We start from the raw sequence: 16,899 nt of genomic DNA, 5'->3' as shown, positions 1-16,899 counted from the left end.
CCGTCATGCCGTGACCACCACGCACCACAGCAACCTCACGGACCGTCGGCGCCGCCTCGGAGCGGCGCGCTTGTACCTGTGCACCGACGCCAGGCGCGAGAAGGGCGACCTGGCGCAGTTCGCCGAAGCCGCGCTGTCCGGTGGCGTCGACATCATCCAGCTCCGGGACAAGGGCTCGGCCGGCGAGAAAAAGTTCGGCACGATGGACGCCCGGGACGAACTCGCGGCGCTGTCGGTGCTCGCGGCCGCGGCCAGGCGGCACGGCGCGCTGCTCGCGGTGAACGACCGCGCCGACATGGCGCTGGCGGCCGGGGCGGACGTGCTGCACCTCGGTCAGGGTGACCTGCCCGTTCCGTACGCGCGGACCGTCGTCGGGTCCGACGTGCTGATCGGCCGCTCCACCCACAGCCGCGCGCAGGCCAGCCTCGCGGCCATCGAGGACGGCGTCGACTACTTCTGCACCGGGCCGGTGTGGGCCACACCCACCAAACCCGGCCGGACCGCGTCGGGCATCGATCTCGTGCGTTCGACCGCAGACTCCGCGACCAACCGCCCGTGGTTCGCGATCGGCGGCATCGACGAGGCCCGCGTACCGGAGATCCTCGCCGCCGGGGCGACCCGCATCGTGGTCGTACGCGCGATCACCGAGGCCCGCGACCCGCAGGCCGCCGCGCGCTCGCTGTCGGCCCTCCTGCAGCAGAACGCCTAGTTACGGCTGATCCAGCCAGCCCAGCACAGTCGCCGGCGTCAGGACGACGACGGTGGCCGGCAACTGTTCGACCAGCTCGGGGTCGGTGGCGACGACCGCCGTGACCGTGCCCAGCGTGGTGCCGTGGCCGACCGGTTCGGCGAGCAGGCCGACCGTGTCCGCCGACTCGAGCACTTCGATGCGCGGCAGCCACCCGTACATGCCGTCGGGCAGGCGCACCGTGCGGGGCAGCGCCTTCGACAGCTGCGGCAACGCACCGCGCTCTCCCAGCACGTCGTACCTCGCGAACAGCAGTCGCACCTCGGTGGTCCGCAGTCGCGGCCATCCCGCTTCGAATCCGGGGTGCAGGGGCAGGCCGGCGACGTCTGCCTCCCGTACCCAGCGCAGTTCGGTGCTCTCCCCGTTCGGGACCGTCGGCAGCGGGCGCTCGGCGTCGGCGATCACGGTGGTGTAACTCCAGCCGCTCGCCGCCTCCATGGTGACGACCTCGGTGCGGACGCGGATGGCCGCGCTGTCGATGCCTGCTTCCTCGTGCGCCTCACGAACCGCGGCGTGGGTGGTGGTCTCGTGACTGTCCCGGGCGCCGCCGGGCAACGCCCACGTCCCACCCTGGTGGCTCCACGCAGCCCGGTGCTGCAGCAGCACGGCCGGCGTCTCGTCCGGCAGCGGCGCCCGCAGCAACAACCCGGCCGCACCGTGCTTGCCCCAATGACGACTGCCGTCCGGCCCGGTTGCCCAGCCGTCACCGTCACCACGCATCGACTACCCCTGTCCGACCTGATGGGTCACCCTGCAGTTCTCTCACACTAACGGTTTCTCCCGGAACTGCCCGTCGGCAGCCGGGAACCGACTGCTGCTTATATGCTCCCCACCAAGGTGCGGCCGTGACACGGGAGGGGTGCGAGGTGGTTCTGCGTGAGGCACCGTCGATCGAACCCCACGGCAGCCGCGCATTGTCTGCCGCCGCGGACGACGACGTCGACCCCGCGGTGGCGCGCCGCAAGGAACTGCGCGCGTTCCTCGCGTCGACTCCCGCCAAACTCACCGCGCTCGGCGCCCTCCTGGTCCTGCTCACCCTCGTCGCCGGATTAGTGGCCGCATCCACCGTGAACGGCCGGGAAGCCACACTCGACAGCGTCCTCGCCGAGACCGAACCGCTGTCGTTCTCGGCGCAGAATCTGTACAGCGCCCTGTCGGTGGCAGATGCCGCGGCCACGACGGCGTTCATCTCCGGCGGTCTCGAACCGCCCGAACTCCGGGACACGTATTCGCAGGCGATCGGCACGGCGTCCGCCGACCTCGTGTACGCGTCGGGCGGACTCGCCGCGAGCGACGTCGACAGCCGGCGTCTGCTCGCCTCCATCTCCAGCGAGCTCAGCGTCTACTCGGGTCTCGTCGAAACCGCGCGGGCCAACAATCGCACCGGTCATCCCGTCGGTGCCGCCTATCTCAGCGAGGCGTCCACGCTGATGCAGACGAGCATGCTGCCGATGGCGCAGGAGTTGCACACCCTGCAGGAATCCGACGTCGCGGACACCCAGCGGGACTACTCGCGTCCGCCCTGGTTCGCGCTGATCCTGGTGCTGATCGCGCTCGTCGCGCTGGTCGTCGCCCAGGTCGTGCTCGCGAGACTCAGCCGGCGCACGTTCAATCTCGGACTGATGCTGGCGTCCGCGTGCACCGCGATCCTCCTGGTCTGGATGCTGGTGGCCGGGCTCGTCTCCTCCGTCGACACCAATCGCGCGCTCACCCAGGGCGCCCGTCCGATGCACGAGTTGACCGCGGCGCGCATCCTCGCCCAGCAGGCGCGCACCGAGGAGACGCTCAAACTGGTCCGCCGCGATTCGAACGGTGACTACGACGCCGTCTTCGAGGACAAGTCCGGCCGGCTCGACGCCGTCCTGTCGAACTACCCCCAGGAGACCGGAGCGGTCGGTCGCGACGAGGTGGCCCGGGCCCAGCAGGCATGGACCGGCTGGTCCTCGGCGCACGACCGGATGAACGAGATCCTCGCCCGCGGCGACTTCGTCTCGGCGGCGGCGGTGGCCATCGGGCCGGGACCCGCCGACTCCGCGGCCCAGTTCACCGCCGTCGACGACGCGCTGACCGACGGAATCGCGACCGCCCGCGACCATCTGCGATCCCACGTCGCCTCAGCGGCCCGCGTGCTGACCGCGCTCGGTTCGGGCGCCCTCGTGCTGACACTGATCGCGTTCGCCGGAATTATCATCGGGTTGTGGCCTCGGTTGCGGGAATACCAATGAGGCGGCGCCCGATCGTGCTGCTGCTTCTGGCGGTTGTGGTCCTGACCGGTGGGTGCGCCCAGTCGAGTCCGGAGCACGTCGGATCGCCGAGTGTCTCGTATACCGAACCCCCGTTGCCCGCGGCCGCGACGCCGGCCCCCGAGGCCGGCGCTGCGCCGCCGACTCCCGCCGAGGACTGCGGTGATCCCACGGCGAGCCTGCGTCCGTTCCCCGACGACTCCGCGACCCCGATGCCGACGGTCGACGCCATCCGCGCGCGGGGGCGTCTCGTCGTCGGCCTCGACACGGGCAGCAACCTGATGAGTTTCCGCGACCCCACCACCGGTGCCGTCGAGGGCTTCGACGTCGATGTCGCCCGGGAGATCTCGCGGGACCTGTTCGGCGATCCCGATCGGCTCGACTACCGCATCCTCACGTCGGCCAATCGGGAGAAGGCACTCCAGGAGTCGATGGTCGACATCGTGGCGAAGACGATGACCATCACCTGCGACCGCAAGGAACGGGTGGCGTTCTCGTCCGAGTACTTCGCGGCGCAGCAACGGGTGCTCGTCGTGAAGGGCTCACCCATCCACGGTGCCGCCGACCTCGACGGCAAACGGGTCTGCGTGGTCGCCGGCACCACGTCGCTGACACGGTTACGGCAGGTGGCGCCGAAGGCCGACATCCTGACGGTTCCCATGTGGTCGGATTGCCTGGTGGTCCTGCAACAACGACAGGTCGACGCGGTGACCACCGACGACACGATCCTCGCCGGCCTGGCATCCCAGGACCCGTACCTCGACATCGTCGGCGACAGCATGGGGGCCGAACCGTACGGCATCGGCATCACCAAGACGAACGACGACCTGGTGCGGTTCGTCAACGGCACCCTCGAACGCATCCGCCGCGACGGAACCTGGACCGAGATGTACGACCGATGGTTGTCGATGCTGGGACCGTCCCCCGGCCCACCGCCCGCCGTGTACCAGGACTGAGGGGACGTATGCCGCAGCATTCGAAGAATCCGGAGGCCACCAGCCCGGACATCGCCACCCAAGCCGCGGTCCGGGAGGCCGACGAAGGCCCGGCGACCCAGGCGGCGGTCCCCGCACCGGATGACGGCCCGGCCACGCAAGCGGCGCCCACGTCCCGGCCGTCCGGCGCGTCCGGCACCGGACGCTCGACGCGATCGCCCCGGACCCGTTCCGGGCAGCGCCTGCGACTCGGCGGGGGTCTCGTCGAGGTTCCCGTGGTGACGACACTCGACCCGGCCTCGGCGGTGATGACCGACCCGAAGGTCCCGGAGGGCAAGCGGTTCTGCTGGAAATGCAACAAGCCGGTCGGCCGCGCCGGGGCCACCTCCGAGAGTTCCGAGTTCGGCGTGTGCCCCTCGTGCGGGGCCACTTTCGACTTCCGGCCGCTCCTCGGCCGGAACGACCTCATCGGCGGCCAGTACGAGGTGCAGGGCTGCATCGCGCACGGCGGTCTCGGCTGGATCTATCTGGCCATCGATCGCAATGTCAGCGACCGCTGGGTGGTGCTCAAGGGCCTGTTGCACTTCGGCGACGCCGAAGCTCAGGCCGTGGCGGTGGCCGAACGGCAGTTCCTCGCCGAGGTGGCCCACCCGAGCATCGTGAAGATCTTCAATTTCGTGGAGCATCCCCGTGCGGACGGGACCCCGATGGGCTACATCGTCATGGAGTACGTGGGCGGTCATTCGCTGCGGGACGTCCTGTCGACGCACGCGCGACCCGAGCGGATGCCGATCGAGCAGGCCATCGCCTACGTGCTCGAAATCCTGCCCGCACTGGCGTATCTGCACTCCACCGGGCTGGTGTACAACGACCTCAAACCCGACAACGTGATGGTCACCGAGGACGCTCTCAAGTTGATCGACCTGGGCGCCGTCGCCGGTATCGAGGACTACGGTTACCTGTACGGCACGCCCGGGTATCAGGCTCCGGAGATCGTCCGGACCGGCCCCACCGTGGCCTCCGACATCTACACGGTGGGGCGCACACTCGCCGTGCTGACGCTCGACATGCCGTCCGACAAGGGCCGCTATCTCGATGGGATCCCGTCTCCCGAGGACGCGCCGCTCCTCGCCGAGTACGAGTTCTTTCACCGACTCCTGTTACGCGCCACCAACCCCGATCCGGCGCGGCGGTTCTCCTCGGCCGAGGAGATGGCAGGTCAGCTCACGGCCGTGTTGCGCGAGGTGCTCGCGCAGCAGACCGGCGAGGAACATCCCGGGCTGTCCACCGTGTTCAGCAAGCAGCGAACCACGTTCGGCACCGACGACGCGGTCGAGCAGACCGACGTCTACGTCGACGGCGTCGAACGGGACCGGAACCTCGACCCGCAGTCCGTCGCGCAGGCGTTGGCGGTGCCGCTGATCGACCCGGCCGATCCCAACGCCCCGCTCCTCGCCGCCGCGGTGCACAGCGAACCCCGGCAGACGCTGGATTCCATCCGGCACGCCCGGGAGAACGGGATCGAACGGGTCGTCGGCGACGCGGACGTGTCGTTCTCCCGGGAACTGACGCTCGCCGAGATCAAAGCGCACCTCGATCTCGGCGACGCCGACACCGCCCGCGAACTCCTCGCCGGTGTGCGGGAGGAGATGGGCGGCAACTGGCGCGTCGACTGGTACGCCGGCCTCACGACGCTGATCGACGGCGAATACGAGACGGCGTTCTCCCATTTCGAATCCGTGCTCCAGGCGATGCCCGGCGAGACCGCACCCAAGCTTGCGCTGGCCGCCACCGCCGAACTGATTCTGCAGCACCGGGAGAGCGACGATCATCCTCAGTGGCGGACGTTCGCGGAGAAGTACTACCGGACGGTGTGGCGGACCGACCACAGCATGGTGAGCGCGGCGTTCGGGCTGGCCCGGCAACTCACCGAACGAGGCGACCTCGCCGGTGCCATCAGCGCCCTCGACCAGGTTCCCGTCACCTCCCGCCACTTCACGATGGCCCGGATGACCAGTGTCCTGATGTTGTTGTCGGGCAGGCCCATCGAGGAGATCGACGAGTCCGCCCTCCGGGAGGCCGCGCTCCGCGTCACCGCGCTCGCACCCGAGGAGAGCAGGGCGCTGCAGATGCGAACGCTCGTGCTGGGCACGACGCTGGACTGGGTGCGGACCGGTCACAGTTCGGCGACCGAAGCCGAAACGATCCTGGGTGTGCCGTTCACCGAACGAGGGCTGCGCAAGGGCGCCGAGGCCGGTCTGCGGGCGCTGGCCCGCACCGCCCCCGAGCGCACCCACCGATACACGCTGGTGGATCTGGCCAATGCCATCAGGCCCAAGAGCCTGCTGTAACCCTCAGGCCCCGATCAACTCCGCCGCCGCGCGGGCGATCGCGAGTTCCTCGTCGGTGGGCACGACCAGTACCTCGACACCGGACTCGTCCGCCGAGATGCGGCGGGCTTCGCGGGAACTCACCCGGTTGCGGTCGTCGTCGACGACGATCCCGAGACGCGCAAGCCCGGCCAGGCTGTCCCGGCGGACGTCGACGTTGTTCTCGCCGACTCCCCCGGTGAACGTGATGACGTCGACGCCGCCCAGTTCCACGAGATAGGCGCCGATGTATTTGCGGAGGCGGTGCACGTACACGTCGTAGGCCAACGCCGCGTCTCCGTCGCCCTCGCCGACGAGTGTCAGCAGCGCCCGGAAGTCGTTGACCCCCGACAGCCCCTTGAGACCGGAGTGCCGATTCAAGAGGTCGTCGATCTGGTCGACGCCCATCCCGCCGCGGTACAGGTGCAGGAGGACACCGGGATCGACGTCGCCGGAGCGCGTGCCCATGACCAGTCCCTCGAGCGGCGTCAGACCCATGCTCGTGTCGATCGCCCGCCCGCCGCGGATCGCGGACGCCGACGCGCCGTTCCCCAGGTGCATCACGATCTGATTCAGCTCCGACAAGTCCCTGCCGAGGAACTCGGCCGCCTGCGCCGAGACGTACTGATGCGAGGTGCCGTGGAAGCCGTATCGCCGGATGGCGTGCTCCTCTGCTACCTTCCGGTCGATCGCGTACGTGGACGCCTCCGCGGGGAGGGTGTGGAAGAACGCTGTGTCGAACACGGCGACGTGCGGGATGTCCGGCAACTCCTCCCGCGCCACCTCGATCCCGAGCACGTTCGCCGGATTGTGCAGCGGAGCGAGGGTCGAGAGGTCCGAAATGGACTGCACCACAGCGTCGTCGATCACGGTGGGTTCGAAGAACACGTCGCCGCCGTGGACGATGCGATGCCCGACCGCGACGATCCCCGCGTCCCGCAGCGGACGGCCGACCTCGGCGACGATGTCCGACACCAACCTCAGCCCCACACGATGGTCGGCGATCGGAACGGTGCGCTCCTCCACACCGGTGCGGTGGTGATAGACGATGTGCCCTCCCGGCTCCCCGATCCGTTCGACGAGACCGGACGCCGACGACTCACCGGTCTCCGGGTGGATCAACTGGAACTTGATCGACGACGAACCCGAATTGAGGACCAGCACGGAACCCGCGGTGCCTTCGCTCACTGCTGCGCTCCCTGCGCCTGGATCGCGGTAATGGCCACAGTATTCACGATGTCCTCGACGAGCGCCCCGCGCGACAGGTCGTTGACGGGTTTGTTGAGACCCTGCAACACCGGCCCGACGGCGATGGCACCGGCACTGCGCTGCACAGCCTTGTACGTGTTGTTGCCGGTGTTGAGGTCCGGGAAGATGAACACAGTCGCCTTGCCGGCTACCGCCGAATCCGGCATCTTCTTGTCCGCGACGCTCTGCTCGATGGCGGCGTCGTACTGAATGGGACCTTCCACCAAAAGGTCCGGGCGACGTTCACGGACGAGCTTCGTCGCGGCACGCACCTTGTCGACGTCCGCTCCGCTGCCGGAGTCTCCCGTGGAGTACGACAACATCGCGATGCGGGGATCGATACCGAACTGGGACGACGTCTGCGCCGACGAGATCGCGATGTCGGCAAGCTGTTCCGACGTCGGGTCGGGTACCACGGCGCAGTCACCGTAGGCGAGCACCCGGTCGGACAGGCACATGAGGAACACACTCGACACCGTGGACACTCCCGGTTGCGTCTTGATGATCTCGAACGACGGACGAATCGTGTGCGCCGTGGTGTGCGCGGCGCCCGACACCATGCCGTCCGCGATCCCCAAGTGCACCATCATCGTTCCGAAATACGAGATGTCCGACATCACCTCGCGGGCACGGTCGACGGTCATGCCCTTGTGCGCGCGGAGCCGCGCGTACTCCTCCGCGAACGGAACGGCGTGTTCGGACGACCGGGGGTCGAGAACCTGCGAGTCCCCGAGGTCGACGCCGAGCTCCGCCGCCCGACGACGCACCTGCGCCTCGTCGCCGAGGATGGTCAGCTCCGCAACCTGTCGTTGCAGCAACCGGCCCGCCGCCCGGAGGATGCGATCGTCGCCGCCCTCGGGCAGGACGATGTGTTTGCGATCCCTGCGGGCACGGTCGATCAGCTGGTACTCGAACATCTGCGGGGTCACCACCGACGGGATGGGCAACTTCAACCGTTCCAGCAGTGTCGGCGCGTCCACTCGCAGTTCCATCACACTCAGCGCGGTGTCGATCTTGCGCTGCGAACCGACCGCCACCCGCCCCCGCGTCTGAGCGGCCGCGCTCGCGGTGTCGAATGTGCCCAATTCGGTGGTCAGAATGGGCAACCGCGGCTTGAGTCCCGCCATCAATTTCGCGATCGACGGATGCGGAGTGAGCCCGCCGTTCATGATGATCCCCGCCAGCGACGGAAAACCCTCGGCCTCATGCGCATTCACCATCGCGAGCAGCACGTCGGACCGGTCGGCCGGCGCGATCACCACCGTGCCCTCGGACAACCGTTCGAGGATGTGCTCGGCGGTCATCCCGCCCACCAGCACCCGCAGCGCTTCGCGGTGCAGCAACTCTGGGTCGCCACTGAACAGGCTGCCGTCGATCGCATCGAGGAGTTCGGCCATCGTCGGGGCGATGAGCAGCGGGATCTCGGGCAGGCTCCACGCGGGCACACCGGTGGACCGCAGCGCCTCGGTGACGGCATCGAGTGCGTCCGGGTCGCAGCGATTCGCGATCACGGCCAGCAGATGCGCGTGGTGGGCGGTCAGTTCCCCGATGCAGAGGTGGGCGAGATGCGCGACTTCCTCCGGGCTGCGCCGGGCACCCCGCACGGCGAGCAGAACCGGCGCACCGAGATTCACGGCGATCCGCGCGTTGTAACCCAGCTCGCTCGGGCTGGCGACGTCGGTGTAGTCGCTGCCGATCACAACCACCGCATCGCACTGCGCCGCCACCTGGTGATACCGGGCGACGATCTCACTGAGCGCACCCTCCGGATCGGCGTGCACATGCTCGTACGTGACACCCAGGGACTCCTCGTAGCCGAGGTCGGCCGTCGTGTGTTCGAGGAGCAACTCGAGGATGTAATCGGTTTCCTCCGTCGACCGCGCGATCGGACGGAAGACCCCCACCCGGGCCGCCGACGCACACAGCATCTGCAGGACACCCAACGCGATGGTGGACTTGCCGGTGTCGCCCTCCGGTGAGGCGATATAGACACTCGACGGCAGGGGACGTGCGGGCGGAGTTGTCGCGGGCGCAGCCATGGCCATAGCGTATCCGGCTACCGGCGCGGCGCGATTGACACCGCTCCCGCCCACCGGTGAGATGACGTATGGCCGAATCACCCTTCCCCGAAGTCCGGTGGGGCAGCGAGACCAGCTTCCTCCGCGAACCCGCGACCGCGTTCGCCGCCACCAGGCCCGGATCGTGGGTGATCCGGAAACTCGCCGGTGTCGACCGCCGACTGCTCGAGAGGAGCAGGGGACGATTCACGATCCTCGGTCCCATCGCCGCACCCGTTGTCCTGCTGACCACCACCGGTCGCAAGTCGGGGAAGCCGCGGACCAGCCCGCTGCTGTACTACCGCGAAGGCGAGCAGATCTTCGTCGTCGGCAGCAACTTCGGGCAGGAGCACCACCCGGCATGGTCCGGGAACCTCCTGGCGCAGCCGAACGCAACGGTCACGATCGGCGGTAAGGACATCCCCGTCACCGCCACTCTCCTCGCCGAACCCGAACGGACGCGCATCTACCGCGAATTCGACGACATGGTCCGTGTCTACGGTGTCTACGAACACCGCACCCACCGCAACATGCGCGTGTTCGCTCTCACCGCCGCGTGAGAAGCTCCGCGCTGCGGCAACTCGGCGCACGTTCATGACGCGCGCAGCTGTGCGCTCAGGACCGCTTCGGCGACCGAATCTCGTGCCGGTGTCGGCAACGGTGGCGCGGTCGATCGGTAATGGTGCCCGGTCGGGGTGCCGAGATCGATCTCATGCCTACCGCCCCGGCGGGTGACCGGGCGGACCACCTCCCCGGTGCCTCCTTCGCATAATTGCACGCCTCGCACAGTCCGGACCCGTTGCGTGCGCTGGTCCGACCCGACCTGTCATGCGACCGGATGTGATCGTGATGGCGGATCGGCGCATCACACCACAGCGTCCGGCACGTCCGATCCCGCAGATCGACACACCGCCTGCGCCACCGGCATCAGCACACCCAGATACGCCATCGTTTCCGGCGCCGGCCGCGTCGTCACCCGCCGCTCCGAGACCGCCTTGCGGTGCCGCGCCGGACCCGACCCGGACTATGCGGTCGTGGGCGGGAACCCGGCCGTCCACATCAAGGACCGCTACTCGGAATCCGAGGTCGCCGCGCTGGTGCAGATCGCGTGGTGGGACTGGCCGATCTCCGTCGTCACCGAGCATCTGCGGACCATCGCAGCAGGGACGGTCGAGCAACTTCAGGAGATCGCCGACCGACTCGGGTGAGTCAGGCGCACTCCGCCTGCCGCGCTTCGGTGTCGAGGTCGAGTTCGCCGTCGTCCGCGAACACGAGGCGTCCGTCGTCGAGAGCGACGGCCCACCGGTGCACGGGCGCCCAATCCCGTCCGAGCAGACCCTCCGACTGGGACAGGTCCGCGAAATCCTCGATCACGACACCCGGCGCGAGTGCATCGGAGTCGCGACGGACCCGAACGCGTGCGCCGACGACGACATCGGGGCTGTGGGGCTGTGCGGCGCTCTTCTGATCAGACATGAGTTCGTTCGCTTTCTGCAGGGTGGATGCCAGGGCAAGGGAACATCCACGCCCGCTGCCGAGAACCCACTACAGACGATCGGCAAATTTTGAGCAAGCCTCGAGTCGGAGTTGTGGGGATCATCACCGAGGGCTTGACGTCCGGCGCTCGGCGCCCGTGAGTGGTTGACGAGTCCCTGCACTCCTTGACCACGCACGGGCGGCGAAGCCGCCTACCCCCGCAGCCGGGGTGCGAGATCGCGCTCGAACAATTCCAGGAACCGCTTCTGATCGTGCCCCGGCGCGTGGAACACGAGATGGTTCAAACCGGCATCGAGATAGGGGCGGATCTGCGCGACCGCCTCATCCGGATCCGACGCCACGATCCACCGCTTCGCGACCTGCTCGATCGGCAGCGCATCGGCCGCCTTCTCCATCTCGATCGGATCGTCGATCGAATGCTTCTGCTCCGGCGTCAGCGACAGCGGCGCCCAGAACCGGGTGTTCTCCAGCGCCAACTCCGGATCCGTGTCGTACGAAATCTTGATCTCGATCATCTTGTCGATCTCCGCGACATCGCGCTCCGCCTTCGCCGCACCCTCCGCGACCGCCGGCATCAGCTTGTCGGTGTACAACTCCATGCCCTTACCCGAGGTGCAGATGAACCCGTCACCGGACCGGCCCGCGTACCGGGCCACCACCGGACCACCGGCCGCGATGTACACCGGGATCCCACCCTCGGGCACGTCGTAGATCGATGCTCCGACCGTCTTGTAGTAGTTGCCTTCGAAGTTCACCCGGTCACCGAGCCACAGCTCGCGCATCAAGGCGACGGCCTCCCGCAACCGCGCGAACCGCTCCTTGAACTCCGGCCACGGACCGGCGAAACCGGTCGCGATCTCGTTGAGCGCCTCACCGGTACCGACCCCGAGCATGATCCGCCCCGGATACAGACATCCCATCGTCGCGAACGCCTGCGCCACCACCGCCGGGTTGTACCGGAACGTCGGCGTCATCACCGACGTCCCCAACTGCAACCGTTCGGTGCGTTCGCCGACCGCGGTCATCCACGCCAGCGAGAACGGCGCATGACCACCCTCGTGCCGCCACGGCTGGAAATGATCCGACACCGTCGCCGAATCCATCCCGTGCCGCTCCGCCAGAACACCCAGCTCCACCAACTCCCGCGGACCGAACTGCTCCGCGGACGCCTTGTAACCGAGCTTGAGTTCGTGGGCCACCGTGTACTCCTTCGTCTTCACGTCCGGTTCGCGCGGTGCAAACCTCTTCTGCAGGTTAGAGCGCAGCCACCAGGCTGGCGACCGCCGCTCCCAGTGCCACCACCGTCAGTGTCACCGCGAACAACCACAACTCGTGCGGTGGCGGCATGGGTGCGCCGTCGCGGAGTGCCTTCTCGACCTGGGACCACCGTCGCATGCCGACGAGGGCGGCGGCCGCCGCGAGTCCGATCAGGATCAGGCCCAGAGTGGTTCGCACCCACCCGGTACTGAACTCGGGGACGAGGTGGATCATGGCGATACCGCCGGCGAGGAGTGCGAGCGAACTCCGCATCCACGCGAGGAACGTCCGCTCGCTGGCGAGGGTGAATCGCTCGTCGGGCCGGTCGTTGTCGGTCACCGAATCATCTTTACACCGGTTCGCCGGAACCGCACCAAGCAGGTGCCCCGCCGTCCTAGATTGGAAGGGCAGGCCACAGCCAGGGGGCGTCCATGCGACCGTTCGAAGCTCTGCGATCCGTGACCGTGCTGCGCGCATGGGCGGTCTTGTTGCTGGTGGTGGCCTCGTGGGTCGTGATCGCCCCGCGACCGGCCTCGGCCGAGCCCCGGGTCACCCGGGTGGAGGTGTATTCGGAGTCGATGGGCCGGTCGGTGGCCAACGACGTCCTCTCGCCCTCGACGGGCGGTCCGGCACCCACGTTCTATCTGCTCACCGGTATCGGCGGCGGGTCGGACGGGATCTCCTGGTTCAACAATACCGGTGTGCGGGAGTTCTTCGCCGACAAGCACGTCAACGTGGTAATGCCGATCGGCGGCCAGTACAGCATGTACACCGACTGGAACACCGACGATCCGGTCCTCGGCCGGAACAAGTGGCAGACGTACCTGACGAGCGAACTTCCCGCCGCCATCGACAGCCGGTTCGCTACCACGGGAGTCAGTGCAATCGGCGGGGTGTCCATGGCCGGCAGCGCCGTCCTCGACCTCGCGATCCAGGCTCCGGGGTTCTACCGTGCCGTCGGCTCGTACAGCGGGTGCGCCGCCACGAGCGGGCTGCTCGGGCAGGCGATGGTGCGGTCGATGGTCGAATTGCGCGGCGGGGGCAATGCCGCCAACATGTGGGGTCCCGCCGGGGACCCCGAGTGGCGTGTGCACGATCCGATGCTCAACGCCGAACGTCTGCGTGGCACAGAGCTGTTCGTCTCCAGCGGCAACGGGGTTCCCGGCAGCATCGACAACCACGACCCCGTGCTGGTGGTGCCGCAGACGATCGGCGGCAGCGTCGTCGAGATGGTGACCAACGTGTGTGCGACAACGTTCCAGTCGCGGCTGCAGACGCTGGGCATTCCCGCCACGTTCGCCTACCTTCCGCAGGGCACCCATTCGTGGGGGTTGTTCGAGTCGGAGCTACGGCAGTCCTGGTCCGTCATCGGCGGCGCGATCGGGGCGTGACCCGAGGGCCCTCTCCAGGATCGGCCCGATGACCGCGAGGGCTTCCGGTGTGGTCATCCTCAGGTGGTCGCATTCCACCTTGTTCTCGACGATCACACCGGTGACGGCGGGCTGCCACACACTCGGCGACGGACGCTCACCCTCCTCGCCGTCGGCGGATTGGGCGGCGCTGAAGAACAGCAGGTCGCCATCGAACACCCGGGGCCGGTATCCGGTGGAGATCTGCTTCGAGTTCGCCAGTCCGGTGCTGATGCGACCGAGAAGGGCCGATGCGAATGCGGGGTCGCGGCCGAAGGACCGGCCGAGCATCTCGACCAGTTGCTCGCGGTACGACGTGCCGGTGTCGTCGGCGCCCTCGAACTCGACCCCCAGCCCGTGCAGCCATTCCTCGGCGTTCACCTCGAGGTCGCCGAAGTCGTCGCCCTCCGCGACGTAGCTGTCCATCATCGCGAGTGTGCCTACCTCCGCGCCGGATTCGCGGAGTTCGACGGCGATCGCCTGGGCGATCACTCCACCCAGCGACCAGCCCAGAAGGTGGTAGGGCCCGTCGGGCTGCACCGCGCGCATCTCGACCACGTACCGATGGGCGAGTTGCGCCATCGAATCGAAAGTCGTTCCGCCGCTGAGGATCGGCAGTTGCAGGCCGTACATCGGCCTGTCGGGTGCGAGGTATTTGACGAGTCCCGCGTAGCCCAGCGCGAGTCCGCCTGCCGGATGTACGCAGAACAGTGCGGGTCGCGTCCCGCCTGCCCGGAACGGGACGACTACGTTCAGCACGTCGTCGGACGGCCGGTCTCCGAGCACCGACGGGTCGGTGATGCGATGCGCGAGACCCTCCGGGGTCGGATGGCGGAAGATCCACTGCAGGACCACGTCGGTGCCGAGCCGATCGCGGAGCGCGGACGCCACCCGGGTCGCGACGAGCGAGTTCCCGCCCAGTGCGAAGAAGTCGTCGTCGGCTCCGACGCGGTCGAGACCGAGCACGTCGGCGAACACGTCCGCGACCGCCTGCTGCGCGGGGCCGGCGGGGGCCCGGAACTGCCTGGGCGCGAGTACCGGTGCGGGGAGCGAACGCCGGTCCAGTTTGCCGGTGCGGCCGACGGGCAACCGGTCGAGCACCACCACCTGGGTGGGTACCATATAGGGCGCCAGGTGGGCCCCGGCGAACCGCAGCAACTCGGCGGTGTCGAGGCTCGCACCGGCCTCCGCCGTCACGTATCCCACCAGCACGCCCCCGGTGCCGCCGTGCACGGTGACCGCCGCGCGGCCGACGCCGTCGCAGCGGGCGAGTACCGATTCGATCTCACCCAGTTCCACTCGCTGTCCGCGAATCTTCACCTGGAAGTCGTTGCGTCCCACGTACTCGAGCCGGCCGATGTCGGTCCACCGCACGAGGTCGCCGGTGCGGTACATGCGGGAGCCGGGTTCGCCGAACGGGTTCGCCACGAACGACGCGCTCGTCAGAGCCGGGCGGCGGTGATAGCCGCGGGCCAGTCCCGGCCCCGCGACGTACAGTTCGCCGACCACCCCCACCGGAACGGGCTGGAGCCACGTGTTCACCACGATCACGTCGACTCCGCGGCCGGGCCCACCGACGTTCACCGATTCGTCGGAGGACAGCACCTCGCTGATCGTCGTCTGCACCGTCGCCTCGGTCGGGCCGTACCCGTTGAAGACGAAACGCCCCGGGGTCCAGCGATCCGCCAACTCGGGTGGGAATCGTTCCCCCGCCACCGCGAGAATTCGCAGGGACGGGAGATCCTCGGGGCGGAGGGTGTCGAGGATCGTGGGTGTGAAGAAGGCGTGGGTGACCTGTTCGGCCTCGAGTAGTTCGGCCAGTTCCCGTCCCCCGAAGATCGTCGGTGGCACGACAACCAGTGTCGCGCCGACGGCGAACGCCATCAGAAGTTCGAACACGGACGCGTCGAAACTCGGCGACGCCAGGTGCGACACCCGGGCACCGTGCATCGACGCGAACCGCTCCCGTTCCTCGACAGCGAGATTCGCGAGACCGCTGTGCGTGAGCACGACTCCCTTCGGGGTGCCCGTGGAACCGGAGGTGTAGAGCAGGAACGCCGCATGCTCGACGCGCAGCGGACGGACGCGGTCCGCGTCGGAGATCGGGTCGGCGGACTGCGCACTCGCCACCTCGGGGTCGTCGAGCAGAAGCCACGGCACCGCCCCGGGCAACCGGTCGCGATGCGCAGTCACCGTCAGCCCGAGCACCGCGCCCGAATCCTCGAGCATTCCGGCGATGCGCGCGGACGGCAGGGCGGGGTCGACCGGCACGTACGCCGCCCCCGACTTCGCCACCGCCCACACCGACAGCACCCAGGCGATCGACCGCTGCACTCCGACCGCGACCACCGTCTCCGGTGCTGCGCCTCGCTGGATCAGCTCCCGGGCCAGCCGGTTCGACCGTTCGTCGAGTTCCCGGTACGTCAGGGTGACGCCCTCGCAGGACACGGCGACCGCCCCGTGTCCGAGCGCGGCGCCGGAAGCGAGCACGTCCGGGAGGGTGCGCTGCACGGCCGCGGGGAAACCGCGCATGGGCACGAGTTCGTCCCGTTCGAGGGCATCGAGGATGTCGAGGTCGCCCACCCGGATCGACGAATCGGATACGGCGGCGTCGAGCATCCGGACGAACCGGTCGGCCAGCCCGGCGACGGTGTCGGCGTCGAAAAGGTCTGTGGTGTACGCGAACGCGGCCGTGATTCCGGCCGGCGATCCGTCGTCGTCGTACTCCTCGGACAACGTCAGTTGCAGGTCGAACCGCGCGATCGTCGCCCCGAGGTCGATACCGTCGACCTCGACGCCCGGCAGCGCGAGGTCTGGGCGCTCGACGTTCTGGAATTCGAGCAGCACCTGGAACAGCGGTGAGTGGGCCGTCGAGCGGGGCGGATCGAGCGCCTCCACCACCTTTTCGAACGGCACCTCGGCGTGGGCGTACGCACCGAGATCGACGTCGCGTACCTGCTCGAGGAGTGCCGAGAACGGACTCGCGTCGGAGACCAGCGTCCGCAGCACCACGGTGTTGACGAACATCCCGACGACGTCGTCGAGCGCGGCCTCGCCCCGGCCGGCGACCGGGGTGCCGACGGCGATGCTGCCGGGCGGGGCCCGACCCTCCCCCCTCGAGCCCCCTCGACCCCAC

12 protein-coding genes and 3 pseudogenes are annotated in these 16,899 nt (G+C 68.6%); 7 read left to right on the top strand and 8 right to left on the bottom strand.

The window, feature by feature from the left end:
• The first annotated feature begins 10 nt into the window (after window positions 1-10).
• Entirely contained in the window at window positions 11-709 is a 699-nt protein-coding gene (gene thiE, locus H0B43_RS25685; protein ID WP_185725367.1) for a thiamine phosphate synthase, read from the top strand.
• Here thiE and H0B43_RS25680 read toward each other — a convergent pair whose 3' ends face one another.
• Window positions 710-1,468: an NUDIX hydrolase gene (locus tag H0B43_RS25680; RefSeq protein WP_185725368.1), complete on the bottom strand. Its 759-nt coding sequence runs from the start codon at window positions 1,466-1,468 to the stop codon at window positions 710-712.
• A 125-nt stretch (window positions 1,469-1,593) separates the two neighbouring features.
• Between H0B43_RS25680 and H0B43_RS25675 the strand changes: the two genes are divergently transcribed.
• The 3 genes from H0B43_RS25675 to H0B43_RS25665 are packed head-to-tail and all read left to right on the top strand — an operon-like array spanning window position 1,594 to window position 6,277.
• Window positions 1,594-2,973: a hypothetical protein gene (locus H0B43_RS25675; protein WP_185725369.1), complete on the top strand. Its 1,380-nt coding sequence runs from the start codon at window positions 1,594-1,596 to the stop codon at window positions 2,971-2,973.
• Complete coding sequence (locus H0B43_RS25670) at window positions 2,970-3,947, top strand: glutamate ABC transporter substrate-binding protein (RefSeq protein WP_185725370.1); 978 nt, start codon at window positions 2,970-2,972, stop codon at window positions 3,945-3,947. Before H0B43_RS25675 ends, H0B43_RS25670 begins: the two co-directional genes overlap by 4 nt.
• Before the next feature lie 8 nt (window positions 3,948-3,955).
• Window positions 3,956-6,277: a serine/threonine-protein kinase gene (locus H0B43_RS25665; RefSeq protein WP_185725371.1), complete on the top strand. Its 2,322-nt coding sequence runs from the start codon at window positions 3,956-3,958 to the stop codon at window positions 6,275-6,277.
• A gap of 3 nt (window positions 6,278-6,280) precedes the next feature.
• Here the strand turns inward: H0B43_RS25665 and H0B43_RS25660 are convergent, their stop codons facing one another.
• Both H0B43_RS25660 and pta read right to left on the bottom strand, forming a co-directional pair.
• Entirely contained in the window at window positions 6,281-7,483 is a 1,203-nt protein-coding gene (locus H0B43_RS25660) for an acetate kinase (RefSeq protein WP_185725372.1), read from the bottom strand.
• Window positions 7,480-9,588: a phosphate acetyltransferase gene (pta, locus tag H0B43_RS25655; protein WP_185725373.1), complete on the bottom strand. Its 2,109-nt coding sequence runs from the start codon at window positions 9,586-9,588 to the stop codon at window positions 7,480-7,482. Before pta ends, H0B43_RS25660 begins: the two co-directional genes overlap by 4 nt.
• 62 nt (window positions 9,589-9,650) lie before the next feature.
• Here pta and H0B43_RS25650 point away from each other — a divergent pair, with 62 nt between their 5' ends.
• Entirely contained in the window at window positions 9,651-10,160 is a 510-nt protein-coding gene (locus tag H0B43_RS25650) for a nitroreductase/quinone reductase family protein (RefSeq protein WP_185725374.1), read from the top strand.
• Between the two features lie 32 nt (window positions 10,161-10,192).
• On the opposite strand, the pseudogene H0B43_RS41835 reads toward H0B43_RS25650, so the two are convergent.
• Window positions 10,193-10,515 (bottom strand): annotated as a pseudogene (locus tag H0B43_RS41835) (HNH endonuclease); the annotation flags it as partial.
• Window positions 10,516-10,541: 26 nt separating this feature from the next.
• Between H0B43_RS41835 and H0B43_RS25645 the strand changes: the two are divergent.
• Window positions 10,542-10,808, top strand: a pseudogene (locus H0B43_RS25645) (hypothetical protein); the annotation flags it as partial.
• 1 nt (window position 10,809) lies between these two features.
• Here H0B43_RS25645 and H0B43_RS25640 read toward each other — a convergent pair.
• The 3 genes from H0B43_RS25640 to H0B43_RS25630 all read right to left on the bottom strand — a co-directional run bounded on the left by H0B43_RS25640 (window position 10,810) and on the right by H0B43_RS25630 (window position 12,693).
• Window positions 10,810-11,076 (bottom strand): hypothetical protein, encoded by a 267-nt coding sequence (locus H0B43_RS25640; protein ID WP_185725375.1) that lies wholly within the window; start codon window positions 11,074-11,076, stop codon window positions 10,810-10,812.
• Between the two features lie 212 nt (window positions 11,077-11,288).
• Window positions 11,289-12,296, bottom strand: a complete 1,008-nt coding sequence (gene fgd, locus H0B43_RS25635; protein WP_185725376.1) for a glucose-6-phosphate dehydrogenase (coenzyme-F420) — start codon at window positions 12,294-12,296, stop codon at window positions 11,289-11,291.
• 55 nt (window positions 12,297-12,351) lie between these two features.
• Window positions 12,352-12,693 carry a YidH family protein gene (locus H0B43_RS25630; RefSeq protein ID WP_073370691.1) on the bottom strand — a complete coding sequence of 114 codons (342 nt, stop codon included), beginning with the start codon at window positions 12,691-12,693 and terminating at the stop codon, window positions 12,352-12,354.
• Between the two features lie 92 nt (window positions 12,694-12,785).
• Here H0B43_RS25630 and H0B43_RS25625 point away from each other — a divergent pair, with 92 nt between their 5' ends.
• Window positions 12,786-13,745 (top strand): alpha/beta hydrolase family protein, encoded by a 960-nt coding sequence (locus tag H0B43_RS25625; RefSeq protein WP_185725377.1) that lies wholly within the window; start codon window positions 12,786-12,788, stop codon window positions 13,743-13,745.
• Here the strand turns inward: H0B43_RS25625 and H0B43_RS42585 are convergent.
• Window positions 13,701-16,850, bottom strand: a pseudogene (locus H0B43_RS42585) (amino acid adenylation domain-containing protein); the annotation flags it as partial. The gene H0B43_RS25625 and the pseudogene H0B43_RS42585 sit on opposite strands and share 45 nt — an antisense overlap.
• Between the last annotated feature and the right edge of the window lie 49 nt (window positions 16,851-16,899).

This window comes from Rhodococcus sp. 4CII (assembly GCF_014256275.1).
GTDB lineage: Bacteria > Actinomycetota > Actinomycetes > Mycobacteriales > Mycobacteriaceae > Rhodococcus_F > Rhodococcus_F wratislaviensis_A.
The sequence above is the reverse complement of the archived record's forward strand: the minus strand, read 5'-3'. Positions and strand labels throughout refer to the sequence as shown.